Annotated in this window: 26 protein-coding genes and 1 tRNA gene; 21 read left to right on the top strand and 6 right to left on the bottom strand. The window is 61.0% G+C overall.

Translation table 11 applies throughout. The features are described from left to right. Nucleotides 1–652 precede the first annotated feature (652 nt). Nucleotides 653–1645, bottom strand: a complete 993-nt coding sequence (locus J2045_RS16360) for a site-specific integrase (protein WP_307374631.1) — start codon at nucleotides 1643–1645, stop codon at nucleotides 653–655. Nucleotides 1646–1911: 266 nt separating this feature from the next. Between J2045_RS16360 and J2045_RS16355 the strand changes: the two genes are divergently transcribed. Both J2045_RS16355 and J2045_RS16350 read left to right on the top strand, forming a co-directional pair. After that, the gene (locus J2045_RS16355) at nucleotides 1912–2376 is read left to right on the top strand and encodes a helix-turn-helix domain-containing protein (protein ID WP_307374629.1); all 465 of its coding nucleotides are present in this window, start codon (nucleotides 1912–1914) and stop codon (nucleotides 2374–2376) included. Further along, entirely contained in the window at nucleotides 2373–2969 is a 597-nt protein-coding gene (locus J2045_RS16350) for a PIN domain-containing protein (protein WP_307374627.1), read from the top strand. The genes J2045_RS16355 and J2045_RS16350 overlap by 4 nt, the downstream gene beginning before the upstream one ends. A 145-nt stretch (nucleotides 2970–3114) precedes the next feature. On the opposite strand, the gene J2045_RS16345 is transcribed toward J2045_RS16350, so the two are convergent. Then, nucleotides 3115–3204: transfer RNA gene (locus J2045_RS16345), tRNA-Ser, on the bottom strand. A 275-nt stretch (nucleotides 3205–3479) separates the two neighbouring features. Between J2045_RS16345 and rplU the strand changes: the two genes are divergently transcribed. The 4 genes from rplU (at nucleotide 3480) to J2045_RS16325 (ending at nucleotide 5446) form a co-directional block, all read left to right on the top strand. Beyond that, nucleotides 3480–3794 (top strand): 50S ribosomal protein L21, encoded by a 315-nt coding sequence (gene rplU / locus J2045_RS16340; RefSeq protein WP_076396955.1) that lies wholly within the window; start codon nucleotides 3480–3482, stop codon nucleotides 3792–3794. Nucleotides 3795–3827: 33 nt separating this feature from the next. Further along, nucleotides 3828–4097, top strand: coding sequence for a 50S ribosomal protein L27 (rpmA, locus tag J2045_RS16335; RefSeq protein ID WP_102021090.1), 270 nt, complete (start codon nucleotides 3828–3830; stop codon nucleotides 4095–4097). Between the two features lie 126 nt (nucleotides 4098–4223). Beyond that, a complete protein-coding gene (locus tag J2045_RS16330) occupies nucleotides 4224–4862 on the top strand; it encodes a GNAT family N-acetyltransferase (protein WP_102021091.1) in 639 nt (212 codons plus the stop codon). Beyond that, the gene (locus tag J2045_RS16325) at nucleotides 4859–5446 is read left to right on the top strand and encodes a GNAT family N-acetyltransferase (RefSeq protein WP_307374624.1); all 588 of its coding nucleotides are present in this window, start codon (nucleotides 4859–4861) and stop codon (nucleotides 5444–5446) included. The genes J2045_RS16330 and J2045_RS16325 overlap by 4 nt, the downstream gene beginning before the upstream one ends. A 33-nt stretch (nucleotides 5447–5479) precedes the next feature. On the opposite strand, the gene J2045_RS16320 is transcribed toward J2045_RS16325, so the two are convergent. Continuing rightward, complete coding sequence (locus J2045_RS16320; protein ID WP_307374622.1) at nucleotides 5480–6343, bottom strand: endonuclease/exonuclease/phosphatase family protein; 864 nt, start codon at nucleotides 6341–6343, stop codon at nucleotides 5480–5482. A gap of 87 nt (nucleotides 6344–6430) precedes the next feature. Here J2045_RS16320 and obgE point away from each other — a divergent pair, with 87 nt between their 5' ends. The 10 genes from obgE to J2045_RS16270 all read left to right on the top strand — a co-directional run bounded on the left by obgE (nucleotide 6431) and on the right by J2045_RS16270 (nucleotide 16408). Continuing rightward, entirely contained in the window at nucleotides 6431–7519 is a 1089-nt protein-coding gene (gene obgE / locus J2045_RS16315; protein ID WP_307374620.1) for a GTPase ObgE, read from the top strand. Continuing rightward, nucleotides 7519–8694: a glutamate 5-kinase gene (proB, locus tag J2045_RS16310; protein WP_307374618.1), complete on the top strand. Its 1176-nt coding sequence runs from the start codon at nucleotides 7519–7521 to the stop codon at nucleotides 8692–8694. Before obgE ends, proB begins: the two co-directional genes overlap by 1 nt. Then, nucleotides 8687–9970 (top strand): glutamate-5-semialdehyde dehydrogenase, encoded by a 1284-nt coding sequence (locus tag J2045_RS16305; RefSeq protein ID WP_307374616.1) that lies wholly within the window; start codon nucleotides 8687–8689, stop codon nucleotides 9968–9970. The genes proB and J2045_RS16305 overlap by 8 nt, the downstream gene beginning before the upstream one ends. Nucleotides 9971–10007: 37 nt before the next feature. Then, entirely contained in the window at nucleotides 10008–10598 is a 591-nt protein-coding gene (locus tag J2045_RS16300; protein WP_307374661.1) for a nicotinate-nucleotide adenylyltransferase, read from the top strand. A gap of 131 nt (nucleotides 10599–10729) precedes the next feature. Continuing rightward, entirely contained in the window at nucleotides 10730–11140 is a 411-nt protein-coding gene (gene rsfS / locus J2045_RS16295) for a ribosome silencing factor (protein ID WP_245408013.1), read from the top strand. A 103-nt stretch (nucleotides 11141–11243) separates the two neighbouring features. Further along, nucleotides 11244–11726 carry a 23S rRNA (pseudouridine(1915)-N(3))-methyltransferase RlmH gene (gene rlmH, locus J2045_RS16290; protein ID WP_006724334.1) on the top strand — a complete coding sequence of 161 codons (483 nt, stop codon included), beginning with the start codon at nucleotides 11244–11246 and terminating at the stop codon, nucleotides 11724–11726. Between the two features lie 147 nt (nucleotides 11727–11873). Beyond that, on the top strand, nucleotides 11874–13286 hold the full coding sequence (locus tag J2045_RS16285; protein WP_307374659.1) for a murein hydrolase activator EnvC family protein: 1413 nt from the start codon (nucleotides 11874–11876) through the stop codon (nucleotides 13284–13286). Further along, the gene (locus J2045_RS16280; RefSeq protein WP_166601644.1) at nucleotides 13276–14595 is read left to right on the top strand and encodes a S41 family peptidase; all 1320 of its coding nucleotides are present in this window, start codon (nucleotides 13276–13278) and stop codon (nucleotides 14593–14595) included. The genes J2045_RS16285 and J2045_RS16280 overlap by 11 nt, the downstream gene beginning before the upstream one ends. Nucleotides 14596–14679: 84 nt before the next feature. Beyond that, nucleotides 14680–15867, top strand: a complete 1188-nt coding sequence (locus J2045_RS16275; protein ID WP_307374612.1) for a divergent polysaccharide deacetylase family protein — start codon at nucleotides 14680–14682, stop codon at nucleotides 15865–15867. A 7-nt stretch (nucleotides 15868–15874) separates the two neighbouring features. After that, nucleotides 15875–16408: an RNA pyrophosphohydrolase gene (locus tag J2045_RS16270; RefSeq protein WP_307374610.1), complete on the top strand. Its 534-nt coding sequence runs from the start codon at nucleotides 15875–15877 to the stop codon at nucleotides 16406–16408. Nucleotides 16409–16426: 18 nt separating this feature from the next. Here the strand turns inward: J2045_RS16270 and J2045_RS16265 are convergent, their stop codons facing one another. Further along, nucleotides 16427–16825, bottom strand: a complete 399-nt coding sequence (locus tag J2045_RS16265) for a rhodanese-like domain-containing protein (protein WP_307374608.1) — start codon at nucleotides 16823–16825, stop codon at nucleotides 16427–16429. A 96-nt stretch (nucleotides 16826–16921) separates the two neighbouring features. Here J2045_RS16265 and ftrA point away from each other — a divergent pair, with 96 nt between their 5' ends. After that, nucleotides 16922–17989, top strand: a complete 1068-nt coding sequence (gene ftrA, locus J2045_RS16260; protein ID WP_307374606.1) for a transcriptional regulator FtrA — start codon at nucleotides 16922–16924, stop codon at nucleotides 17987–17989. A 33-nt stretch (nucleotides 17990–18022) separates the two neighbouring features. Here ftrA and J2045_RS16255 read toward each other — a convergent pair whose 3' ends face one another. Both J2045_RS16255 and J2045_RS16250 read right to left on the bottom strand, forming a co-directional pair. Beyond that, nucleotides 18023–18772, bottom strand: coding sequence for an SDR family oxidoreductase (locus J2045_RS16255; RefSeq protein WP_307374604.1), 750 nt, complete (start codon nucleotides 18770–18772; stop codon nucleotides 18023–18025). Nucleotides 18773–18885: 113 nt separating this feature from the next. Continuing rightward, the gene (locus tag J2045_RS16250) at nucleotides 18886–19326 is read right to left on the bottom strand and encodes a metallopeptidase family protein (protein WP_307374601.1); all 441 of its coding nucleotides are present in this window, start codon (nucleotides 19324–19326) and stop codon (nucleotides 18886–18888) included. A gap of 159 nt (nucleotides 19327–19485) precedes the next feature. On the opposite strand from J2045_RS16250, the gene J2045_RS16245 reads away from it, so the two are divergent. The 4 genes from J2045_RS16245 (at nucleotide 19486) to J2045_RS16230 (ending at nucleotide 25702) form a co-directional block, all read left to right on the top strand. Then, on the top strand, nucleotides 19486–20421 hold the full coding sequence (locus J2045_RS16245) for a hypothetical protein (protein WP_307374599.1): 936 nt from the start codon (nucleotides 19486–19488) through the stop codon (nucleotides 20419–20421). Next, a complete protein-coding gene (locus tag J2045_RS16240) occupies nucleotides 20309–21889 on the top strand; it encodes a Y-family DNA polymerase (RefSeq protein ID WP_307374657.1) in 1581 nt (526 codons plus the stop codon). The genes J2045_RS16245 and J2045_RS16240 overlap by 113 nt, the downstream gene beginning before the upstream one ends. A gap of 10 nt (nucleotides 21890–21899) precedes the next feature. Next, nucleotides 21900–25262, top strand: coding sequence for an error-prone DNA polymerase (locus J2045_RS16235; RefSeq protein ID WP_307374597.1), 3363 nt, complete (start codon nucleotides 21900–21902; stop codon nucleotides 25260–25262). A 116-nt stretch (nucleotides 25263–25378) separates the two neighbouring features. Beyond that, a complete protein-coding gene (locus tag J2045_RS16230) occupies nucleotides 25379–25702 on the top strand; it encodes a (2Fe-2S)-binding protein (RefSeq protein ID WP_166601708.1) in 324 nt (107 codons plus the stop codon). The last annotated feature ends 137 nt before the right edge of the window (nucleotides 25703–25839 follow it).

Here is a 25839-nt window from a genome sequence, read left to right as displayed (position 1 = left end):
GCAGGAACTTGACCCAGACCAACAACACGAACGATACCTAAAGGCGGGTCAATTCTCGGTGGAAACGCCGGGTCAGCTCTCAGTGGAAATCAACAGCGCGGCACCGGGCGGGCGTGAACGAGAGGTGGACGCTCTGCTATCGATCGTCCAAGGAGAGCTGAGGCGTGTGGTAGCGCTCGGCCGCTATCAGAACATCTCAGCAGTTCCCGGTAATCCCCGTGGGCGGGCACACGGATATACATTGATCTACGCCCATGTCCTATCGCGGCAGCGGATATGTTTTCTCCACTGGCACCCAAGGGATCGGCAGCGTCTAATTGCCGGCTGAACCGTCCGCCGGTCGCAAATATTGGTAGTCTGAGCAGATTGACCGGCAAGGAACGGGACGACCAAGCCCCGATGCAACCCAAGCGCGTTTCACAACGTTTACATCGATACCAAAAACGCTCAAAATGAGCGATTTCCGCAAGATAATGTAAACATCATGTCAAGGTTGGGCGCCATCCGCAGGGTTTTTGAGTTTGGATGCAAGATAGAATGCAACCTAAGATATACATTTTTGACCGTTTTGTCCTGCGACCTTGACAGAGTTAGTGCTCAGGCAAGGTCTATGTAAACATAGCGCAAGGCGACGGTATTGACGTAGATGGATCTACCCTAGGCGGACAACGAGATCGTCAGCGCTGAGATGCGTGTAGCGCTTCAGCATCCGGAGCTCTTTGTGTCCGGAGATACTGCTCACCTCGATGATGTTCAGACCCCGCTCAAAAAGACGGCTGACGCCCTCGTGACGCAAGTCGTGAAAGCGCAGCGACTTGATCCCAGACCTGATGAGCAACCGACGCCATGCCTGTTCCAACGCTCCTGGCGTCATGGGGAAGACGGTAGATTGATCTACCGGCGCACGATCCCTCCAATCCATCAGCGCCTCGAATGCTCTCTGAGACAACGGCACCTCGCGACCGGAGCCGTTCTTTGTCAGAGCGAGGGTGATCACTCGGCGATTGTGCGAAATGTCGGACCACCGTAGCCCAAGGATCTCCCCTCGCCGCATCCCTGTCTCGATGGCGAGAATCAGCAGCGTCTTGAAGTATGGTGTCTGTCCGCCGCCGCAGCCATCGAGAAGCTGTTGCTCTTCGTCGCCCGTCAGTCTCCGGCTACGCTCATTGCGGATCACCGGACGGCGAACCAGCTTCACCACGTTCCTCGCGAGTGGGAGACCCCAATCGCGGATCGCAACCTCAAGGACATGGCTCAGGATCGCAAGCTCCCGGACGGTGGTAGATGGAGCTACCGACTGGAGCCGCCCATCACGGAACGACGCGATGTCCTGCTGGCTCAGTCCGATCAGCGTCCGGTAGGAGAGATCATGACGACGCAGCACATCGATCCGCTGGAGCTCTTGGACGGACCCACGCTTGGTAGGCGAAATCTCGCGTTGGTAGCGCTCCAGGAGCTGACCGAGCGTCGTGCTTTCGAGGATCTTCGTATCAGGAGCAGCGCCGAAACGATCGACCTGGGATTCCAAATCGCGCGCCCACTTCTCGGCTTCCTGCTTGGTGTCAAAGGACTTGCAGCGGGGCTTCATACCACGACGACGCACCTGGGCTTGCCAGCGTCCTCTGAGCTTCCGGATCGTTGCCATGTGACCTCCAATCGATGTTGAAGGTCACGCGTAGGATGCCCCTGGAAGGGTGCCAAGGATTATCCCGGCACGGTAGCGCTGTTCACGCAACGAAATTGCGTCGCGCCGCTCACCAATCATGCGACACAACACAATGGAACATTTCGGCTTTACGTTTATTTCATTCGTTGCGTTTATTTCGTTTATCGGGTGACAGAAACGCGACCTGATGCTATCAATGATTTGCGCGAAGCTAACCACCTTCGTGAACGCCAAAGGAGATTGAAATGCTTGCACTCATGGACCAGACGCGTGAGCCGTTTGTCGCCGATGAGGCTGAAGCGGTGATCGCAAGAAAGGCTGCCGACAAACTCAAGGCTGTCGCTGAAGCAAATGAAGGCGTGAAAATCACGGTAGACGGCAAAGAGGACAAGAAGATAATTGTCCCGCTGCCAGCCCGTGCTGTAGCGCTTATATATGAGGTTTTAGAGGCAATGGCGAATAGAACGCCAATGTCTCTTATCCCTCACGACGCCGAGCTTACTACCCAACAGGCTGCGGACTATCTAAACGTGTCTCGTCCTCATCTTATCCGTCAACTTGAAGCGAATAAGCTTCCGCATCGCAAAGTTGGAAGCCATCGTAGAGTTAGATTTGCAGATCTGATCGAATACGAAAGAGCATGCAGGCGCGAGCAGAAGCAGGCTCTAATTGATCTAAACGACGAAGCGAAACGGCTTGGGCTTGAATGATATCGACTTTCACTGCGTTCATAGATGCGAACGTGTTTTATGGCGCGAGGCTGCGAAGCCTCGTGCTTTTTGTTGCACAGTCTAAAATTTTCCGAGCCCGCTGGTCGGATGAGGTGCATGACGAATGGGTTCGCAACCTCATAAAGAACCGACCGGATCTCCAAGAGAGCGACCTTAATCGCACCAGACAATTGATGAATGCAGCGGTGCCGGACTGCCTTGTCCAGGGCTACGAGCCATTGATTGCCGGACTTCAGCTCCCCGACGAAAATGATCGCCACGTTCTCGCAGCAGCCATCCAGACGCGAGCAAACGTCATTGTCACGTTCAACCAAAAAGATTTCCCGGAGGACGCGATCTCGCAGTTCCGGCTCCACACCAAGCACCCGGACAATTTTCTGGTTGACGCATACAATCTTTCGCCGGAGGACTTTGTCGAGGCGGTGCAGAACGACTTCGCGCATTACGGCAAACCGCCCTTAGTCTACGAAGAATATCTCGAAAGTTTGGCTAAGGCAGGAGTGCCTCAAATCGCGAAAATTCTTGAACCGTTCAAAGTTCTTATGTCGACTGATGGCAACGGGGAAACCTAACTAAAGAGCATCTCGATGTGCTCGATCAAGCAGCCGGCGAGGCAGATAGTGCCGAGAGTGTGGCCCTAGCCAATTTCGGCAGCAGCATTCAAAGTCTGGAGAAATCAGCCGACTGCGGAGAAAAGCTTCCTACCCAGGTTCATAATGGCGGAGAGGGTGGGATTCGAACCCACGATACCCTTGCGAGTATGCCGCATTTCGAGTGCGGTGCTTTCGACCACTCAGCCACCTCTCCGGTCACATTGGTCGGCGCTTGATGGCGCGGGCTGTCTCATAGCGGCAACTCACCCCCCACGCAAGAGCGAATATGACGCTTTTTCCAGCTTTCGCCTTGACACCCCGAATGCCCTCACGTATGCGACGCTCGACTTAAAGCGTGGGCAAACTGCGCCTTTTGTTCTTCGCGATCCGCGAAGCTCAACCGGTGGGATCAAAAATCCCGCTCCTCCGACTGGCAAAAAGACGGCCCCTCGCAAGGGGAGAGCCGGAACGAACATGAAAGGATAAAAAATGTTCGCAGTCATCAAGACCGGCGGTAAGCAGTACCGCGTAAACGCCAACGACGTGCTGACCATCGAAAAGCTGGAAGCCGAAGCTGGTGCAACCATCGAATTCACCGAGATCCTGATCGTCGGCGAAGGCGAAACAGCGACCATCGGCGCGCCCTTCGTGGCCGGCGCCAAGGTCACGGCCGAAGTTGTCGAGCAGATGCGTGGCAAGAAGGTCATCGCCTTCAAGAAGCGTCGTCGTCAGAACTCCAAGCGTTCGCGCGGCCATCGTCAGCACCACACCGTGGTGCGCATCACCGACATCGTCGCAGCCTGAAACGCTGATAACTAGGTTTAAAGGAGCAATCCAATGGCACACAAAAAAGCTGGCGGTTCCTCGCGCAACGGTCGCGATTCCAATTCCAAGCGCCTCGGCGTGAAGAAGTTCGGTGGCGAAGTCGTCATTCCGGGCAACATCATCGTGCGTCAGCGCGGCACCCAGTGGCATCCGGGCGCAAACGTCGGCATGGGCAAGGACCATACCCTCTTTGCACTCACGGCGGGCAATGTGGACTACCGTACGAAGGCCAATGGCCGCGTATACGTGTCGATCATGCCGAAAGCCGAAGCAGCGGAATAAGCCGGTAGCGCTCTAAAACAGCCGGCGTCTCATCGACCCGGCTGGCCGCATCAGGTTCAGTTTAGAAAAAAGGGGAGATGGGGCGCCATCTCCCCTTTTTTCTTGTCCAACACAGGAGACTGAACCATGCAAAGTCTGATGTTGAGGGATGACCAATCACGGTCACCCGAAGAACAACCAAGGCCTGATCGGCCGAGGAGTGATTGCCCTGTCTTGTTGTCGCAACGGCTCGTCCTGCGCGCACCCCACATCGAAGACATCGACGCCCTTGCCCATCTCGCCAACAACGCCGCAATCGCCACCATGGTGGCCCGCATGCCGCATCCTTACACGGCGAAAGACGCGGCCGACTTCGTGCGACGCACGAATATCGGCGAGATTGGCAAGTGCGTCTATGCCATCACAAAAGCGGACAATGGCGAGTTCCTCGGTTGCTGCGCGCTGGAGCCCAACCCGGCCGACGATACCATTCTGGAAATGGGTTACTGGCTGGGCGAACCCTACTGGAACAGGGGTTATGCCACCGAAGCAGCCCATGCACTGATCGACATGGCGTTTCGCACCCGGGAATGGGTGAGCCGCATCGATGCGCGCTGCCGGGTGACCAACATCGCCTCCCGGCGCGTCATTCAGAAGTCCGGCTTCCAGTTCCAGGGTACCGGCATGGTCGGCAACCTTGCCATGGGCGGCCCGGTCCCCGTCGAGTGGTACAGGCTCGATCGCAAGACCTGGCTGTCCCTGAAGAGCTGGGGGGAAATGCGATGAGCGCGATGCTGGCAGAAAGACCAACGGTTGCGCCATCCATGCCCGGCCCCTGCCCGGTCATCGAAACGGCACGCCTTGTCCTGCGTCCACATCGGATGCAGGACGCCGATGCGATCGTCACATCGCTCAGCGACTTCGCCGTCGCCCGGATGTTGACGCGCGTGCCGGTTCCCTACGACCAGGAGGACGGCCGTGACTGGCTGAACATGGTGACCTCGGCGATGAAGCCCGACTGGCATTTCGCCATCACGCTCGATGGTGTCCATGTCGGCGTGGCTTCCCTGGAGGTCCGCCATGGCCTCTGGCACATCGGCTACTGGCTGAACCGCTTCTATTGGGGCAAGGGCCTGATGTCGGAGGCGGTTGATGCCGCCCTGGATCGCTTCTTGATGCGCATGCCACAGGCCGAAATCCTGGGTGGCGCTTTCGCCGACAACCCGGCTTCGCTGCGACTGCTCGAGGCAAGAGGGTTCCAGATCACGGGCGTCCGGGATGTCTTCTCCAAGGCGCGCAACACCATGGTGCCGCTCGTCGAATCCCGGCTGTCGCAAGCGGACTTCGCCAACCGCCACCGCAAATCATAGCCGACAATACTCCGGGCGCCCGCCGCCCGGAGTTCATGCCTCCGCGAGCTCTACCCAGACCGGAAAATGGTCTGACCCGCTTGCGGAATTGTCCACATGACAGGCCTTGAGACGCCCAGTGAGGCCGCCACTGATGAAGCAGTAATCGAGATGCATGCGCCGCGATCCATCGTCGCTGATCCAGCTATAGCCGTCCGTCGGGCGAGACTTCAGATGCGCCTCAGCATCGGTGGGGTAGCCCGCGCGGGGCGTGCGTCCGTAATAGGCGTCGTTCCGGCCGACCATGGAGATATACTCCGCACCTTCCGGTTCCATGTTGAAGTCGCCCATGATCAGGAACTCCGCCGGCAGCGGCGGATCCGGCAGGCCGAATTCGTTGACCCCGGTCAAGGCTCCACCTTCCTCGGCGTAGAGTTGAACGCGATCCTTGAGGAAGGCGATTTGTGCAAGCCGCTCGTCCGGCGAGATGTGATCGAGATGAACCGAATAGACCCGCAGCGCGCCGCCCGGAGCCTCGATGACCGTTTCCAGCGCGCCCCGCTGGAGGTTGAGCTTGTCGAATGTCCGGTTGCGCGGCAAAAGCAGGTTGCGGCTGGCGCGGATCGGATAGCGCGACAGCACCATGTTGCCGAACTGGAAACGGCGCTCGCGAAGCCGACCATCGATCATCGCGTGATCGACCAACACATCGCAGGCCGGACCAAATGCGGCAAAATAGGTGGGAAAGAGTGCCGAAAAGGTCTCGACCAGATCGGTATAGTCGTTCCGGCTATAACCGCGCGTGACTTCCTGAAGGGCGATGACGTCCGCGTCGCGGATGCTGTCGGCGATGCGATCAGGGTCGAAACGCCCGTCCTGGCCGAAACCATACTGGATGTTGTAGCTTACGAACTTCACGATACTCTTTGACCTCCGCGTCAAGCGGCTATATCGATGGCCGCAACTCTCCGCGCAGAACCTGACAGAAGAATTGACGGCAGCAAGATGAAATTTCTCGACGAAGCTAAGGTATATATTCGCTCGGGCGACGGCGGCGCCGGTGCTGTCTCGTTTCGGCGCGAAAAATTCATCGAGTTCGGCGGTCCTGACGGTGGCGACGGCGGTCGCGGCGGCGATGTCTGGGTGGAGGCGGTCAACGGCCTCAATACGCTCATCGACTTCCGTTTCCAGCAACATTTCAAGGCCAAGACCGGCACCCACGGCATGGGCCGCAACCGCACCGGCGCAAATGGCGAAGACGTGACGCTGAAGGTTCCCGTCGGCACGCAGATCTTCGAGGAAGACAACGAAACCCTGATCGTCGACATGACGGTCGAGGGCCAGCGCTTCCGGATTGCCAAGGGCGGCAATGGCGGCTTCGGCAACGCCCATTTCAAGACCGCGACCAACCAGGCGCCCGACTGGGCCAATCCGGGCCTCGAAGGCGAGGACAAGACCGTCTGGCTTCGGCTGAAGCTGATCGCCGATGCCGGTCTCGTCGGTCTTCCCAATGCCGGCAAGTCGACCTTCCTGGCCTCGGTCACCCGCGCCCGACCGAAGATTGCCAACTATCCATTCACCACGCTGCATCCGAACCTTGGTGTCGCGACCATCGACGAGCGCGAATTCATCCTGGCCGATATCCCCGGCCTGATCGAAGGCGCGCATGAAGGTGTAGGCATCGGCGATCGCTTCCTCGGCCATGTCGAGCGTACCCGCGTTCTGCTTCACCTGGTTTCTGCCCAGGAAGAACAGGTCGGCAAGGCCTACAAGACCGTGCGCCACGAACTCGACGCCTATGGCGGCGGCCTTGAAGACAAGCCGGAGATCGTCGCGCTGTCGCAGATCGACGTGCTCGACGAAGCCGAACTGAAGAAGAAGGCGGCGGAGCTGAAAAAGGCCTGCGGTCAGACGCCGCTCCTGCTCTCCGCCATCACCAGCAAGGGCATGACGGATGCCTTGCGCGCTCTCCGTGACGTGATCGTTGCGGCACAGGGCAACCGGTCGCTTCCCGAGAAACGCGAAAAGAACCGCCGCAATCGTGACGACGACGGCAATCTTGAAGCCGGCCTGGACGAAGAAGGCGACGACTGATGTCCACCCGGCTCCGCTCGCTCTCCCGCGTCAAGCGGGTCGTCATCAAGATCGGCTCTGCCCTTCTGGTCGATCGCGGTTCCGGCATCAGGAAGGATTGGCTCGACGCCATCTCGGATGACATCGCGGCCCTGAAGGCACGCGGCACGGATGTGCTGGTCGTCTCCTCGGGCGCCATCGCGCTCGGTCGCACGGTCCTCGACATGCCCTCGGGCGCCTTGAAGCTCGAAGAAAGCCAGGCCTGTGCTGCCGTCGGCCAGATCGCACTTGCCCGCCACTGGTCGGAAAGCCTCTCACGCCATCAGATCGTCGCCGGCCAGGTCCTGCTGACGCTCGGCGATACCGAAGAGCGCCGTCGCTATCTGAATGCGCGCGCCACCCTCAACCAGCTGCTGAAGATCGGCGCCGTGCCGATCATCAACGAGAACGATACGGTCGCAACGACGGAAATCCGCTACGGCGACAACGATCGTCTGGCCGCCCGCGTCGCCACGATGGCGGGTGCCGACCTTCTCGTGCTGCTCTCCGATATCGACGGTCTCTACACGGCGCCCCCGCATCTCGATCCAGAAGCGAAGTTCCTCGACACGATTGAGGAAATCACGCCCGCGATCGAAGCCATGGCTGGCGGCGCTGCCTCCGAACTGTCCCGTGGCGGCATGCGCACCAAGATCGATGCCGGCAAGATCGCAACCAGCGCCGGCTGCGCCATGATCATCGCGTCCGGCAAGACCATGAACCCGCTCGCAGGCATAGAGAATGGCGCTCGCCATTCCTGGTTCGCCGCGTCCAAATCGCCTGTCACGGCACGCAAGACCTGGATCGCCGGTCAATTGCAGCCGGCGGGCACCCTTCAGGTCGACAATGGAGCCGAAGGCGCACTGCGCTCCGGCAAAAGCCTGTTGCCGGCCGGCGTCCGCTCGGTTTCGGGTGCCTTCCATCGCGGCGATACCGTTTCCATCGTCACGACCGAGGGGCGCGAGATTGCCCGTGGCCTCGCGGGTTACGACGCAGACGAAGCGCGCCGGATCTGTGGTCGCAAATCCAACGAAATCGAGAAGATCCTCGGCTATGCCGGTCGCGCCGCCATGATCCACCGAGACGACCTCGTGATGACCGAACTCGGACAGCGGGATGCCGCAGCCGCAGACCGGAAGGATGCAGCCCATGCTTGATACCGTGTCGAACCAGAATTCCGTCGAAGGCCTGATGCTGGATATCGGTCGACGCGCCCGCGCGGCTGCCCGCCCCCTGGCGATCGCCTCGACCGAAGCCAAGAACAAGGCGCTCTTGGCCATGGCCGATGCGCTTGTATCCGCCGAGGCAGACATCCTCGCCGCCAATGCGATCGACCTCAAGAATGCAGCAGAGGCAGGCGTGGCGGCCTCCTTTATCGACCGCCTGACCCTGAATTCCGCCCGCGTCGCAGCCATCGCCCAGTCGATGCGCGAGATTGCTGAATTGCAGGATCCCGTCGGATCGATCATCGCCGAATGGGATCGCCCCAACGGGCTGCATATCGAGCGCGTCCGCACGCCGCTTGGTGTCATCGGCGTCATCTATGAGAGCCGACCGAACGTGACGGCTGATGCCGGTGCGCTGTGCCTCAAGGCCGGCAACGCCGTCATTCTGCGCGGTGGCTCGGATTCGGCCAATTCTTCGCGTCTCATTCATGCCTGCCTGGTCAAGGGCCTCGTTGCGGCAGGCCTGCCTGCCGATGCGATCCAGCTCGTGCCGACCACCGATAGGGCCGCCGTGGGTGCGCTTCTTTCCGGGCTCGAGGGATCGGTCGACGTGATCGTTCCGCGTGGCGGCAAGAGCCTCGTTGCGCGCGTCCAACAGGAAGCCCGCGTGCCGGTCTTCGCCCATCTGGAGGGCCTGTGTCACGTCTATGTCGATGGCTCGGCCGATCTCGATATGGCAAAGAAGATTGTCGTCAACGCCAAGATGCGGCGGACCGGGATTTGCGGCTCTGCCGAAACCCTGCTGGTCGACAGTGCGGCAATCGCAACCCATCTGCAGCCGCTGATCGAAGCGCTGACGGAAGCCGGTTGCGAAGTCCGCGCATCGGCAACAGTGCTGCGCATCATTCCAGGCCTTAAGGCCGCGACCGAAGAGGACTGGCGCACCGAATATCTCGACGCGATCATCTCCGTTGCTGTGGTCGATGGCATCGGTGGCGCGATTGATCATATAGCCCGCTATTCGTCGAACCACACGGAAGCGGTGATCGCCGAAGATCCTGCAGTGGTCGAGCGCTTCTTCAATGAGATCGATTCAGCCATCCTTTTGCACAATGCCTCGACGCAATTTGCAGACGGTGGCGAGTTCGGCATGGGCGGCGAGATCGGCATTGCCACCGGCAAGATGCATGCCCGCGGCCCGGTCGGCGTCGAGCAGCTGACGTCGTTCAAGTACCGCGTTCGCGGCAACGGCCAGGTCCGTCCCTGACGTGGCGGAAACGGCACTCGCCCATCGCCATACGGTCATGCCGCATGCCGAACGCGGCATGGTCATCGGTCTCTTCGGAGGCTCCTTCAATCCACCACACCAGGGGCACCTGCTCGTGGCCGAGATCGCCTTGCGGCGTCTCGGTCTTGACCAGCTCTGGTGGTTGGTAACACCGGGCAACCCGCTGAAGAGCCAGAAGGAACTGGCACCGCTCGCTGAGCGCCTGGCCGCCTGCGAGACGCTTGCCGTAGATCCACGAATCAAGGTCACCGCCTTCGAGAAAACGCTCGGAACGAGTTACACCGCAAAGACGCTGGAATTCATCCGCGCCCGCAATCCGCATGTGCATTTCATCTGGATCATGGGTGCCGACAACCTCGCCGGTTTCCACCGCTGGCAACGCTGGCAGAAGATCGCGAGCACCTTTCCGGTTGCGGTCATCGACCGGCCAGGATCGACCCTCGCCTACCTCTCGTCGAAGATGGCGCGGACGTTCGATTATGCCCGGATCGATGAGGAGGATGCGGGAGTGCTGTGGCAGAAGCGGGCACCGGCATGGACCTTCATTCACGGGCCGCGCTCGACGCTGAGTTCCTCTGCCATCAGGGCGGCTGCGCACAAACCATGAGACAGACGATCAAGGCTGACATTTTCCACCATGCCTTGAAAGATTAACGGATCAGTGCCACCTTTTGTCTGCGATCCCAGTTAGGAGAATCGCAGACGTGCTGTTCTGTTTTGCCAAGGAAAGGACGAACTCTGACAACAGTACACACCAAGGGACGCGCTTCCCGCGCTATCCCGAAGAGCATGGAACGTGGCGCCGATGCTGCAGCCCGTGCGCTTGAGCTGGTCCTCGCAAGCCTCGAGGACTCGAAGGCAGAAGACATCGTCTCCATCGACATTGCCGGAAAATCGGCGCTGGGCGACTACATGGTGGTCGTATCCGGACGCTCGAACAGGCATGTCTCGGCGATCAGCGAACATCTCATCTCTGACCTCAAGGACGAAGGCATGGGCTCCGCCCGCGTCGAAGGCCTGGAGACCGGCGATTGGGTCCTGATCGACACAGGAGACATCATCGTGCATGTGTTTCGACCTGAAATCCGCGAATTCTACAACCTGGAAAGGATGTGGGCAGCGCCGGAGATCGAGGATCGCCTGCACTGAAAACGGCCGGCCGTCCGTCAGACGGTCCCGAAGCCGGATTGACACGGCGGGACTCTTCCTGCCGATAGAGATGGTTTTGTGACCTGAAACTGGGACTGCCCGCATGAAAATTGGCATCTATGCCGTTGGCCGGCTGAAAGCCGGACCAGAGAAGGAACTCGCGTCCCGTTATCTGGACCGCTTCGCCAAGGCCGGACCGCAATGCGGCCTGGAATTCACACGCTCCGTGGAGCTGAACGAAAGCCGCGCCGGCAATGCCGACACCAGAAAGCGCGAGGAAGCCCAAGAGCTTTCCCGCCAAATCCCCGACGGCGCGCTCATCGTGGTCCTCGACGAGCGCGGCAAGGCCTTCGACAGTGCCGAATTCGCAAAATTCGTCGGTGACGCAGCCGATAACGGCCAGCGCGACATGGCATTCGTCATCGGCGGTGCCGATGGTATTGATCCCGACCTTAGAGATCGTGCCCGCCTCGTCCTCAATCTCGGCAAGCTCACCTGGCCGCACCAGCTCGTGCGCATCCTGATCGCCGAGCAACTCTATCGGGCCGTGACCATCCTGACGGGACACCCCTATCACCGCGTTTGATGCACCGAGACCGATCGGCGAGGCAATGCTTTGCCTTGGCCGCAAATCAGCGTATTTTCGCGGCCGAACCGGATAGAGCCCTTGCCCATTGTCGCCAGAGATACAGCAGCCGTCATTGAAGGCCGCCGCCACAAGGCCGGCCTGGCGATGGCTTGCCTTCTGGGAAGCCTCCTGGCTTCGGCTTCGCCGATTTCAACCCGAGCCCAGCAGACCCCGGCACCAGCCTCTGGCACGACAACGGGATCGCTGCCGACAACCGTGGCGCAGACGGGCGACCGTGTCGTCGCGGAGCCAGCACCCGACCCGGCGCTGGAACTGCGCTCCAAACGCGATCAGGTGAGCGCCGAACTGCAGGCCATCGCGTCCAGCATGAAGCTGTCGGAAGAAAAGACGACAGAACTGCAGAAAAGCATCGACGATCTCGAGAAGACCTCGGAGAGCCTGAAGACGGCCCTGATCGAGTCTGCCCAGCGGCGCAAGGATATCGAGAAGCAGATCAGCGAAGGCGAGAAGCGCCTGGCCGACATCGGCCTGCGTGAGGACAATATCCGTGCCTCGTTCCGCGAACGTCGGTCGATGCTGGCTGAGGTTCTGGCAGCCCTCCAGCGCATGGGACGAAACCCGCCGCCGGCTCTGCTGGTCAGCCCCGAGGACGCCTTGGGCTCCGTGCGCACGGCGATCCTGCTTGGCGCCGTCGTGCCCGGGATCCGCCACGAGACGGACAAGCTGGCCGCTGATCTCGAAGAGTTGATCGCGCTCCGCGACGCCGGGAAAAAGGAAATGGATGGCATGGTTGCCGCCATTGCCAACCGTCAGGAAGAAGAGCGGCGGATGGACTTGCTGGTGGCGGAAAACGAGAGGCTCGCCCGCACCAACTCCCTCCAGCTTCAGGCCGAACGCAAGCAATCAGAGGCGCTTGCCGAGCGAGCGTCGACGATGGAAGCGCTGATCCGTTCGCTGGAAAACGAGATCACCTCGGTCCGGCAGGCGGCCGAGTTGGCGAGGGCGGAAGAGCTGAAAAGAAGCCAGATGAGCGAGGAGCAACGGGCCCGCGCCCTTGAGCTCGCCCAGTCTGGACTGCCCGATAAAAACCGCATTGCGCCAGCATATCCTTTCTCTGATCTGAAGCAGAAACTGGAATTGCCGGTTGCCGGCGAAACCCTGCGGCAGTTCGGTGATCCGGACGGAACAGGCCACCGGGCTCAGGGCGTCGTTATTGCCTCACAGCCCGGCGCGCTCGTAACCGCACCGGCGGATGCATGGGTGGTGTTTGCTGGAAATTTCCGAAGCTACGGGCAGATGATCATTCTGAACACGGGCGACGGCTATCACATGGTGCTATCGGGCATGGACCGTATCAGCACCAGTCAGGGCAAGTTCGTGCTGTCCGGCGAGCCTCTGGCGACCATGGGTGAGAAAAGAGTGGCGAGCGCGACTGCATTGGCGCTGGAAACCGATCGTCCAACTCTTTACATTGAACTTCGGAAAGACGGTAAACCGGTTGATTCCCGTCCCTGGTGGGCTGGAGGCGATTCTGGAAAGGCACAGAATGATACGTAGGGTCTCTCTTCTTCTCGTCGGCGCACTGATGGGCGCAACCGCGATGAGCGTCATCTATTCCGCAGGTGTCCCGGCCCAGGCGGCAGGTGCTTCCACCTACAAGGAATTGTCGATCTTCGGCGACGTCTTCGAGCGTATTCGCGCTCAGTATGTGACGCCGCCGGACGAGAACAAGCTGGTCGAAAGCGCCATCAACGGCATGCTTACCTCGCTCGATCCGCATTCGGTTTATATGAACGCCAAGGACGCGGCGGACATGCAGACCCAGACACGCGGCGAATTCGGCGGCATCGGTATCGAAGTCACCATGGAAGAAGAACTCGTCAAGGTCATCACGCCGATCGACGATACACCCGGCGCCAAGGCCGGCATCCTGGCCGGCGACTTCATCTCCGAGATCAACGGTGAGTCGGTTCGCGGCCTGAAGCTTGAGGAAGCCGTCGAGAAGATGCGCGGTGCGGTCAACACACCGATCAAGCTGACGATCCTGCGTGAAGGTGCAGACAAGCCGCTGGACATCACGGTGGTCCGCGAAATCATCCCGATCAGGGCCGTCAAGTCGCGTGTCGAAGGCGACGTTGGTTATCTGCGCGTCATTTCCTTCACTGAGAAGACTTATGACGATCTGGAAGCCGCGATCGAGAAGATCAAGAAGGAAGTGCCGGAAGACAAGCTGAAGGGCTATGTTCTGGACCTTCGCCTCAATCCCGGTGGCTTGCTCGATCAGGCGATCTACGTTTCGGACGCCTTCCTGGAGCGTGGCGAAGTGGTCTCGACCCGCTCGCGCGATCCGCAGGATACCCGGCGTTTCAACGCCACCGCCGGCGATCTTGCCGATGGAAAGCCGGTGGTCGTCCTGATCAACGGTGGTTCGGCATCCGCATCGGAAATCGTCGCAGGCGCCCTGCAGGACCTGAAGCGTGCAACTGTTCTCGGCACCCGATCCTTCGGCAAGGGCTCCGTGCAGACCATCATCCCGATGGGCGACAAGGGTGCGCTACGCCTGACGACCGCGCTCTATTACACGCCATCAGGCAATTCGATCCAGGGAACAGGCATCGAGCCTGATATCAAGGTCGAACAGCCATTGCCGGAAGAACTCCAGGGCAAGGTCCGCACTGAGGGTGAATCCGCCCTTCCGGGACATATCAAGGGTCAGAACGAAGACGAGGAAGGTTCTGGCTCGGTCGCCTATGTCCCGCCGGAACCGAAGGACGATGTGCAACTGAACTATGCTCTCGACCTGCTGCGTGGCGTGAAGACCGATGCGGCCTTCCCGGCTGACCCGCAAAAGGCGTCGCTGCAGTAAGGCAATTGAACCGGCCGCCCGCGTATCCATGATGCGCGGGCGGCCTCTTCGTATCTGGGCAACCGGCATCACTGGAAGTTTCGCATGGATCTTCATGCACCGCTCGGTCAGGAGCGAAAGGACAAGAATCGAGGCAGGAGACGCCTCGGTCCGTCCACGGTGACATCTGCGCTTGCCATTGCCTCGCTAGCGGGCCTCTCGGTCTGGACAGCGCTTGCTCCGACGGCGCTGCGCACGGAGCCGCCAATCAACCTCACACCCGCACCACCAGCGCCGGATATGGTTGCGGTTTCCGAAGCTACAGAGAGCCGCGAACCGACGGATGGACCCGCCGGTATCGCAAAGAGTGGCCCGAACGACGGCGCCGTTATCCGTCGCACCACCACAGCAGACGGCAATGTCGTCACCACCTTCAGCCCCAATGCCCGTCAGGGTCCGGTCGTCATCGGCGCGAGCTCCACCCAGGATCCGCGGCTTGCCGGCCAACCCAACGAAGACCTGATCGAGTTGACGGACGCGGGCGAGCTTCCGGCGGTCTCCGCCTCCGGTCTACGTCCCATCGATTTTTACGCCAGACCCTGGTCGGGCGCACGCGGAACACGTATCGCAATCGTCATCGGCGGCATCGGCCTCAGCCAGACCGGCAGCCAGACGGCGATCCGCGACCTGCCCGAGGACATCACGCTTGCCTTTGCCGCGACCGGCAACAGCCTGCAGCGCTGGATGCAGGAGGCACGCCGCAAGGGTCACGAAATCGTCCTCCAGGTGCCGATGGAACCCTTCGACTATCCCGCGAATGATCCCGGACGCGGCACACTTCTGTCCGAAAAGGCAGCTGCGACCAACATCGCCAACCTGCATCTGGCCATGGCGCAGATCACCAACTATACCGGCATCATGAACTACATGGGCGCCCGCTTCCTCTCCGACGACAAGGCGATGGATCCTGTCATGCGGGATATCGGCAAGCGCGGCCTGATGTTCCTCGACGACGGCTCGACAGCCCGCTCGCTCTCGGGTGATTTTGCCAAGGCGATCGGCTTTCCGCATGCCTATGCCGACGTGATGATCGACGCACAGGTTGATCGCCAGGCGATCCTGGGAAAACTGGACGAGCTGGAACGGATCGCAAGGCGGAATGGCCAGGCGATCGGCGTCGGCGCTGCCTTCGACGAAACGATTGCAGCCGTCGCCGAATGGCGTAATGAAGCGGTTGCCCGTGGCATCGAATTTGTCGGCGTCTCCGCGCTCGCCAACGACAACAGACCCTGAGGACATCATGACCGAGCCCCAATCGACGAAGCCCAAGGTGAAGGCCGAAGACCTGCCCTATCGCCCCTGTGTGGGCATCATGGTGCTGAACCGGGAGGGCCTTGTCTGGTCGGGCAGACGCATTCCGGAAGGCAACTCCGAATATGACGGTTCGCCGCAGCTCTGGCAGATGCCGCAGGGCGGGATCGATCCGGGCGAAGACCCATTGCCGGCCGCCATCCGCGAACTCTACGAGGAAACCGGCATAAAGACGGTTTCGCTTCTTGCCGAGGCAAGCCGCTGGATCAACTACGACCTGCCCGCCGAATTGATCGGGATCGGGCTAAAGGGCAAGTTCCGCGGCCAAACCCAACGCTGGTTCGCCTTCCGCTTCGAGGGCGACGAGAGCGAGATCGCAATCAACCCGCCCCCGGGTGGTCACGAACCGGAATTCGACGCCTGGGCCTGGAAGCCGATGCAGAATCTGCCCGGCCTGATCGTCCCTTTCAAGCGTCGCGTCTACGAAGAGGTCGTCGCCGAATTCGCCCACCTGGCGGGGTGAGCAATCCCTCGAGCCGGTTCAAGCGCCGCTGGCGATCTCGAACCCCTCATCCGCCCAGCCGGTCATGCCGCCGATCATCACCTTGACCTTGCGTCCGAGACGGGCAAGCCGAAACGCTGCCCGATCGGTGCCGTTGCAATGCGGCCCGGCACAATAGACCACAAACAGCGTATCCTCGGGCCATTCCGCGATCTTCCGCTCGGTCATCTTGCCATGTGGCAGGTTGATCGCACCTGGCACATGCGTTGCTTCAAACAGCTTCGGCCCCCGTACGTCGAGAAGCACGAAATCGACCACACCCGTCGTCAGCGCATGATGGACATCCCAACAGTCGGTTTCAAAGGAAAGTCGCGCTGCATAATGGGCGGCAATCAGGGCCGGATCGGCAGCGGGGATTTCAGTAACAGTGCTGGGCATGATGGTCTCCTTCAGGTCCCTCGATGACCAGACCTTGCCTTTTCACCGCAATCGGCGAAACTGGCCTAGATGCCAATAGCCGTAAAAATCTCGCCAATGACGAATGCAGACGCTGCGATCGCGCCAGACAATGCCCCCGTCGCCTCATCTGTAGCATCCGCAGGGGCCGGAAAACCGCCGTCACCCTTCGCCGCATCCACACTTACCGGACCACGCGTCGTCACACTGGCCTATGACGGTCTCTGCACCTTCGAATTCGGCGTGGCGGTAGAGGTCTTCGGCCTCGCCCGTCCGGAACTGGGCATGCACTGGTATCGCCATGCGACCGCCGCCGTCGAGCCGGGCCCGCTGCGCGCCGCAGGCGGCCTGAGCGTCACCGCGCTTGGCGGCCTGGAGCTCCTGAAAGAGGCCGATCTGATCATCGTGCCCGGCTGGCGCGGCATCGATACGCCGGTTCCGCAAACCTTGCTCGACGCGCTTGTGACGGCCCATTTAAGGGGCGCCCGCCTGATGTCGCTCTGCTCCGGTGTCGCGGTGTTGGCCGCCACCGGCCTTCTCTCTGGCAGGCGCGCCACCACCCATTGGCGTTATGCCGAGGCGATTGCGACCCGCTATCCCGACATCCGCCTCGATCCCGATGTGCTCTATGTCGATGAAGGCCAGTTGCTGACGGCAGCCGGCAGTGCCGCCGGCATCGATCTCTGCCTGCATGTCATCCGCCGCGATTTCGGTGCTGAGGCTGCCAATAGCGTTGCGCGTCGCCTGGTCGTGCCGCCTCACCGCGAGGGCGGCCAGGCACAGTTCATCGTCAAACCGGTGCCAGAAGCGCGCGAAGGTGAAAGGCTTGGTCCACTGGTCGACTGGTTGCGCCAGAATCTCGGCCGCGATCTGACGCTCGATGAGCTCGCCGCCCGTGCTGGCATGAGCAACCGCAGCTTTCAGCGCAAGTTCAAGGCGCTGACCGGCACAGCCCCAGGCGAATGGCTTTTGACCGAGCGCCTGCGCCACGCCTGCGACCTGCTGGAACGTGAAAGCCGGCTCTCTCTCGACGACATTGCCGCCGCTGCCGGCTTCGGAACCCCGGCCACCCTGCGCCATCACTTCCGCACCCGTCTTGCAACAAGCCCCACGGCCTATCGTGCCCGCTTCGGTCATGCAGGCTGATAGAATTACCGTGGGGGAGTACAGGATATTTGCCTACTTCACCGCCGCATTACCGCCATCGGCATAGAGTGCGGAACCGGCGACGAAACTGCCCATGGGTCCTGCGAGGAAGAGAGCTGCCGCTGCGATTTCTTCGGGCTGCGCGATCCGCTTGAGCGCATGCAGCGAGGCAGCCCAGTCCTTCTGAGCCTGATCCCCGGCCATGGCCGTGTCGGTTCCGCCGGGGAGCAGGGCATTGGTCCGGATCCCCTCTGCCGCATAATCGGCAGTAATCCCTTTCACCAGCCCCATTAAGCCGGCCTTGGCCGCTCCATAAGCGGCCATGCCAGGTAGGCCGACACTCGTCCCAACAAAACTGGAAACGAAGACGAGTGACCCGCCACCACTCTTCTGCATGGCCGGGATCTGCGCCCGAGCGGCCAGGAAAGCGGAAGTCAGGTTTCCATTGAGAACCTCATGCCAGCTTTCCGGATCAAGACTTGCGAGAGGTTGGATCTTTCCCACCGTGCCGGCATTGTTGATTGCCATGTCGAGGCGGCCGAAATTACCAAGGGCCGTTTCCACCAGTCGCTCATGTGTCTCCGCAAGCATCACGTCTCCGGCAACGGCGACAACTTGTCCGTCAGCCTCTCGGATCTCGCGAGCCACGTTTTCGAGTGCTTCAGCCCCGCGGGCGTTCAGAACGACACAAGCCCCATGCTCGGCAAAAAGACGTGCCGTTGCCCGTCCAATGCCGGATGATGCGCCTGTAATGATGGCAACCTTGCCGTGAAGACTTTTCATGCTGGACCTCCATTGTTGAGAGGCCGGTCATAGTCAACACAGACATGGTGGGCCCACCCGTTTCTTGCGGAATGAGCATGGATTGTTCGGCGATGAAGGAAACAAGGTCGGAATTAGCGCTCGGCCGCCGCATCCTCGGCGCTTTCCTCGATCCGCTCCATGTCGTCGTCGGACAGGCCGAAATGATGGCCGATCTCGTGGATCAGGACATGGGTGATGATATCGCCCAGCGTCTCGTCATTCTCCGCCCAATAGTCGAGGATCGGACGGCGATAGAGAATGATCCGGTTCGGCATCGTGCCCGTTTCCATGGTGAAACGTTCGGAGATGCCGCGCCCCTCAAACAGGCCGAGCAGGTCGAAGGGCGTCTCGAGCGCCATGTCCTCGAACACTTCATCCGTCGGGAAGTCGGAGATCTCGATGATGAGATCCTTGCTCAGGTCGCGGAATTCTTGCGGCAGATGGCCATAGGCCTCGATCGCCAGCGACTCAAAAGTGCTGATCGTCGGGGCATGCCGTTCGCGCCAATCCTCGCTCTGGTCTATGCGGGCCATGGATACTCCTTACTTGCCGAACATATAGGCGTTTTGCCGCGCCATTTCGAGAGTGAATTCAATCAAGGAATAAATTCTCATTTGAATCCGGTTGACTCTTTCGGGCAGCTCTGGAATCCATAGGAACAAATAGAGAACAAACAATCAGGAGAGATCGTCATGGGCGAGAGCCCTCAGGCGCGTGAGACGCTTTTTGCCTTGCGACAGGCCGTTGCCCGTATCGAAGGCAAGCCGGACCACGCCGCACGCATGACGGCGACCTCGGAACCTGCGGAGAGCGGGAGCGAAGGCGCTTCCCGGCAACCGAAGCTCGATGCGACAACACTTTTCGATTCATTGCAGGGGGATCTGCTGACTGCAGGCATCATGGTCGAACTACGCGGCGAGCGACTTCAGCAAGCCGGTGCCGTGACGGGTTTCGGCCTGGCGCTGGCGCTGATGGCCGGCAAGAGCGAAGGCGCAACAGGGAAGCGCCTGCTCTTCGTCGCCGATGCCCATGTCGTACGGGAAGCAGGCCTCGCCTATGCGCCCGGACTGATCGACTTCGGCATGGTTAAGGCCGGACTGGTCCACGCACTGCCTCGCCGCATCGAGGATGCGTTGTGGCTTGCCGAGGCGGCACTTGCGTCGCGCGCCTTTTCGACCGTGCTTCTGGAAATACACGGCAATCCGAAGAAATTCGGCCTCACGGAGAGCCGGCGCCTGAGCCTCAAGGCGCGCGCAACGGGTGGCAGACTGCTGATTCTCCGCCAGGCGGGCGAGGAAGAGGCTTCAAGCGCCCTTCTCCGTCTGTCTGTCAAACCCGCGCCGGCGGCGGCGCGGCACCTCGCCGACGGATCCCTGCTGGGCGGCAGCATCGGAGCCCCCGTCTTTCGCATTGTGGCTGAAAAATCCCGAATCCCGGGATCACCTGAACTTTTTCTGGAGTGGAATTCCGATGACCGCCGCCTTCACCCCTTCGCTCCTTCCCGGTCACCTGGGTTTGGATCGCCGCATTCTGTCGCTCTTCTTTCCAAAACTTCCGACCGACCGCATCGCCCGGCGGCGCTGGGGTCTGTCCTGGCGTTTGCCCCCCGGTTCGACCGCGCATCCTGAACGCCCGCCCCTTGCCTGTGCCGACCGGGTTTCAAACGCCCTGCGCATCACTGCCCTGGATGAGGCCGCAGAGAATTTTGGCCTGCGGATTGGCCAAGGCCTGGCGGAGGCCCGGGCCATCTGTGCGAAGCTCGACGTGGTTGAGGCCGATCCGGCAGCCGACAGGGCCCTGCTCGACGCGGTTGCAGACTGGTGCGATCGCTACACGCCGCTGGTCGCGATGGACGGCCTGGACGGCCTGATGCTGGATATCACTGGCTGCGCCCATCTCTTTGGTGGCGAGGAGGGACTGATCCAGGATGTCGATCGACGGCTCACCGCCTTCGGTCTCGCCGTCAATATTGCGGTCGGCCCGACGCCAGGGTTGGCCCGCGCCTGCAGCCGCTTTGGCGGGCCGCAGCGCGTTGCCCCCTCCGAGGCGGCCGCAGCACTCGCCCCCCTGCCACTAGCGTCGTTACGCCTTGAACCCCAGACGGTGATGGATCTCGCCCGGATCGGCCTTAAGACGGTAACAGACCTGCTGGCCGCCCCCAGGTCGCCGATCACTCGCCGCTTCGGGACAGCGCCCATGCTCCGCCTCGACCAGGCGCTCGGCCGCGAGGGTGAACCGATCTCCCCCCGACGGCACCTGCCACTTCTCTCCGCCGAGCGTCGCCTCGCAGAGCCCATCATGGCCGAAGAGCATGTGCTCGATCTTGCCGGCCGCCTGGCAGCCGGCCTGAAGACATCCCTCGAAGCACGCGGTGAGGGAGGACGCCTCTTCGAGCTTCTGGTGTTTCGCGTTGACGGCCGCGTCTTCCGCATCGAAGTCAGCGCCTCCGCACCCTTGCGTGATCCCGCGCGCATTCGGGCCCTTTTCGAGGAACGGCTCGCTGTGCTTCGGGATGATCTTGACGCCGGCTACGGCTTCGAACTCGTCCGCCTCAACGTTCTCTTGAGCGAGGCCTTCGACATCTGCCAACCGGCTCTGGCCGGCGAAGACGGCCATGGGGAAGATATGACCCGCTTCCTGGATCAAGTAGCCGCCCGCCTGGGTCAACGGGCGCTGCGCCTGCCTGTCTCCCTCGCCAGCCACTGGCCGGAACGCGCAGCCATGCATTCCCCCCTTGCCGACGGCCTGCAAGCGTTAGACCGGACGTCGGGTACCACTGGCATGCCGGGGCCGCCTGTGCGGGGTCTTCGTCCCTTGCGCCTGCTCGCCCACGCCGAAGAAGTCGAGGTCATGTCCACCGTACCCGATGGCCCGCCGGCAAGCTTCCGCTGGCGGCGCGTACAACGTCGCATCACCCGTGCGGAGGGCCCGGAACGTCTCGCCCCGGAGTGGTGGGAGGATGGCGAGGATGCCCCACCACGGGACTATTTCCGTATCGAGGATACGACCGGCCAGCGATTCTGGCTCTACCGGGAGGGCCTGTACGAGCGCCGCACGATCCGCCCGAGCTGGTTCCTCCAGGGTTTCTTTGCGTAAGGGAAGCAGCGTGAAGGACCAACCCTTTTTCGAGATCGGCCTGCGCAGCAACTTCTCCTTTCTCGACGGAGCCTCCCATGCCGAAGAGCTGGCGGAGCAGGCGCTTGCGCTCGGCCTGTCCGGTATCGGACTTGCAGACCGCAACACGGTTGCCGGCGTCGTACGCCTGCATGCCTCTGCCAAGTCGAACGGTCTCGAATTCCGCCCTGGCGCTCGTCTCCTCTTTGCCGACGACACGCCGGAGCTTCTCGCCTATCCGATGAATCGGCGCGGCTGGGGCCATCTCTGCCGGATGCTCAGTGCCGGCAATCTTCGATCGAAAAAAGGCATATGCACCCTCTATGAGGCCGATCTCCTCGACTGGTCGGAAGACCTGCTTTTTGTCGCCATGCCGCCAACCATGCCCGAAAAAGCCGATGCCGCGGCCTATGAGGCCAACCTCGACCGCATTCGGCCAAGGCTGGAGGATCGGCTTTATCTCGCACTCGTTCCCCGTTACGACGGCCTCGACCACAAATCCTTCGGTGAGCTTGCTCTGATTGCCGGCCACCTCGATCTGCCGCTGATCGCAACCAATGACGCAGTTTACCATGCGCCGGAGCGCAAGCCGCTCGCCGACGTGACAATTGCCATACGCGAGCATGTCCCGATTGCTAATGCCGGCTTTCGCCTCCATGCCCATGCCGAGAGGCACCTGAAGAGCCCGACGGAAATAGCGCGTCTCTTGCGCGCCTGGCCGGACTCACTCGATAACAATGTCCGTTTCTTTAGCCGACTTCATTTTTCACTGGACGAACTGTCGCATCAATATCCCGAAGAGATCTTCGACGGAGATCCACCGGCACTCGCGCTCCGCCGGCTGACCTATAAAGGCGCTCATAAGCGTTATCCGGACGGCATTCCCCACAAAGTCTTGGGCCTTCTGGATTATGAACTGAAGCTGATCGCGGAAAAGCGCTACGAGCCGTATTTTCTCACAGTCTATCGGATCGTCTGCCACGCGCGGCAAGTCGGCATTCTCTGCCAGGGGCGCGGCTCGGCTGCCAATTCCGCAGTCTGCTTCTGCCTCGGCATCACCGAAGTCGATCCGCAAAAGACAACCCTGCTTTTCGACCGCTTCATCTCGACTGAACGCGACGAACCACCGGATATTGATGTCGACTTCGAACACGAGAAGCGCGAGGAGGTGATCCGGTTCATCTACGACACCTATGGCCGCGAACATGCAGCCCTGACTGCCGCCGTCATCAGTTACCGCGCCCGCTCTGCAGGTCGCGAAGTGGCAAAGGCCTTCGGCCTTTCGCAGGATGTGCAGTCGGCTCTTGCCGGCTCGATCTGGGGCTGGTGGACCAGCGATTTCACCGAGGAGCAGGCGAAGGCGGCAGGGCTTGACCTGCGGGATCCAACCACGCGCCGCGTTTTGTCCTATGCGCAGGCCCTGCAGGGTTTTCCCCGGCATCTGTCACAACATGTCGGCGGCTTCGTCATCACCCGCGACCGGCTGGATGAGGTCGTGCCGATCATGAACACGGCCGATGGTCGCTACATGGTCGAATGGGACAAGGACGACCTCGACACGCTCAAGATTCTCAAGATCGATGTGCTCGCGCTCGGCATGCTCACCTGTCTCGCAAAGGCTTTTGACCTGCTCTCCACCCATTACGGTCGTCGGGAAAGTCTCGCCTCGGTCAATGAAGACCAGCGCCCGGAAGTATACGACATGATCTGCCGCGCTGACACGATCGGCGTCTTTCAGATCGAAAGCCGGGCCCAGATGAGCATGTTGCCGCGTTTGAAGCCCCGAAAATTCTACGATCTCGTCATCGAGGTGGCGATCGTCCGCCCCGGCCCAATTCAGGGCAACATGGTTCATCCCTATCTGAAGCGGCGTGAAGACCTGCTGGCCGGCCGGTCGATCGACTATCCGAGCGAGGAACTGCGGACCGTGCTGGAGCGCACACTGGGCGTCCCCCTTTTCCAGGAGCAGGCGATGCAGATCGCCATCACCGCCGCCGAATTCACCCCGGCGGAAGCCGACCGTCTGCGCCGTGCCATGGCAACCTTCCGCCGCACCGGCCAGGTCTCGAGCTTCCAGAAACGCATGGTGGAGGGCATGGTCCGGCGCGGCTACGATCCAGATTTCGCCGCCCGCTGTTTCAGTCAGATCGAGGGCTTTGGCGAATATGGTTTCCCCGAGAGCCACGCTGCCTCTTTCGCGCTGCTCGTCTATGTCTCCTGCTGGTTCAAGGCCTTTTATCCGGACATCTTCTGCACCGCGATCCTCAACTCACAACCGATGGGTTTCTACGCTCCGGCCCAGCTGATCCGTGATGCCCGCGAGCATGGCGTGGACATCCGCCCCGCAGACGTGAACCATTCGGATTGGGACTGCATGCTTGAAGGAGAGGACGATACGGAGACTGCCTTCGATCCGGCACGCATCGCCACCCGTCATCGGTCGATGGCAGGCGTCATCCGGTCGAATAAGGCGGTGCGCCTTGGCTTTCGCCAGATCAGGGGGATGACGAAGGACGCCGTCGATCTTCTCATCGAACGGCGGGGAACCGGCTATGATTCCGTTCGCGATCTCTGGCTGCGCACCCGACTTCCACGAAAGCTGATCGAGAAACTCGCCGATGCGGACTGCTTCTCGTCACTCGGCCTCTCCCGCCGGGACGCGCTCTGGGCTGCACAGGCACTCGATGATGACGCCGCCGTCGAGATCCTCCCGCTCTTTGAAGTCGTCCCACAGGAAGATTTGCAGCTGGAGGCCGAAATGGTCCTGCCCCGCATGAGCCCGGGCGAGGAGGTGCTGAGCGATTATCGCACGCTTACCTTCTCGCTGAAGGCTCATCCCGTCTCCTTTCTCCGGGAGGCCATGCGTCAGCGCGGCTTGCGTTCCGCCGCCGATCTGGAAGCGCTTGCGCACGGTGCAAAGGTAGAGATTGCCGGACTGGTGCTCGTGCGTCAGCGTCCTGGCTCGGCCAAGGGCGTGATCTTCATGACAATCGAGGACGAAACGGGCACGACGAATGTCATCGTCTGGCCGAAGGTCTTCGAGCGCTATCGATCTGTCGTGATGGGTGCCCGGTTGGTCGCGCTGCGCGGAAGGTTGCAGAAGGCACATGGCGTCATCCATGTCGTTGCCGATCATCTGGTCGATGCCAGCTCTCGGCTCGGCCTGCTGCTGGACGATCTCAAGGCGTTCGATACACTTGCCCATGCCGACGAGGTTCGTCGCCCTGGTCTGGATCAGCGTCAGGCCGTGCGGGAGAAAGTCAAACCCACACCACAACCGGCGCCTCCACCACCTGGCCATCCCCGCCGCAGCGCCATGGCCGAATTGATGCCGAAAGGCCGCAACTTCCATTGAAAGCGACAAGAAGCTGCAATGACATCTGCCTCCATGTCTGCGATTTTTCTTGACAAAGCGCATCGGGTTTACGAGAAAGACGACAGTGAATGTCATGTTTGACGAGTGCCCCGGCCATGCTGGTCTGCAGCTGCAATTACATTACCGACAAGGACATCAGAGCGGTCATCACCGAGATGCTCGATGATGACTGTTGGCAGTTGATCGTGCCCGGCAAGGTGTACCATGCTATGGGCAAACGCGGACGCTGCTGCGGCTGCTTCCCCAATGTGGTCGATCTGATCATCCGCACCACCGAAGAATATCATGCTGCGCGCAAGACCGAGGAAACCAAGGTCATCAACTTCATGGAACGCCTGAAGCAGTTCCATGAAGAACAAAAGGCCGTGCTTGCTGAGCGCCGCCAGACCATGGCTGCCGCGCGCCGCGCCGCAGTCTGAACCAATCCAAACCAAACATTCGGATCCTGCGGCAGGCCATCGCCTGCCCCATAAATTTCGGTCGTTCGCACATCCTCGACACCGCTGAATCCCCTATATCTGCAACACCGCTACTTGATATCACCGATATGTCACGC

The organism is Peteryoungia aggregata LMG 23059 (genome assembly GCF_030814435.1).
Lineage (GTDB): Bacteria > Pseudomonadota > Alphaproteobacteria > Rhizobiales > Rhizobiaceae > Allorhizobium > Allorhizobium aggregatum.
This window is presented reverse-complemented; position numbering and strand designations above follow the sequence as displayed.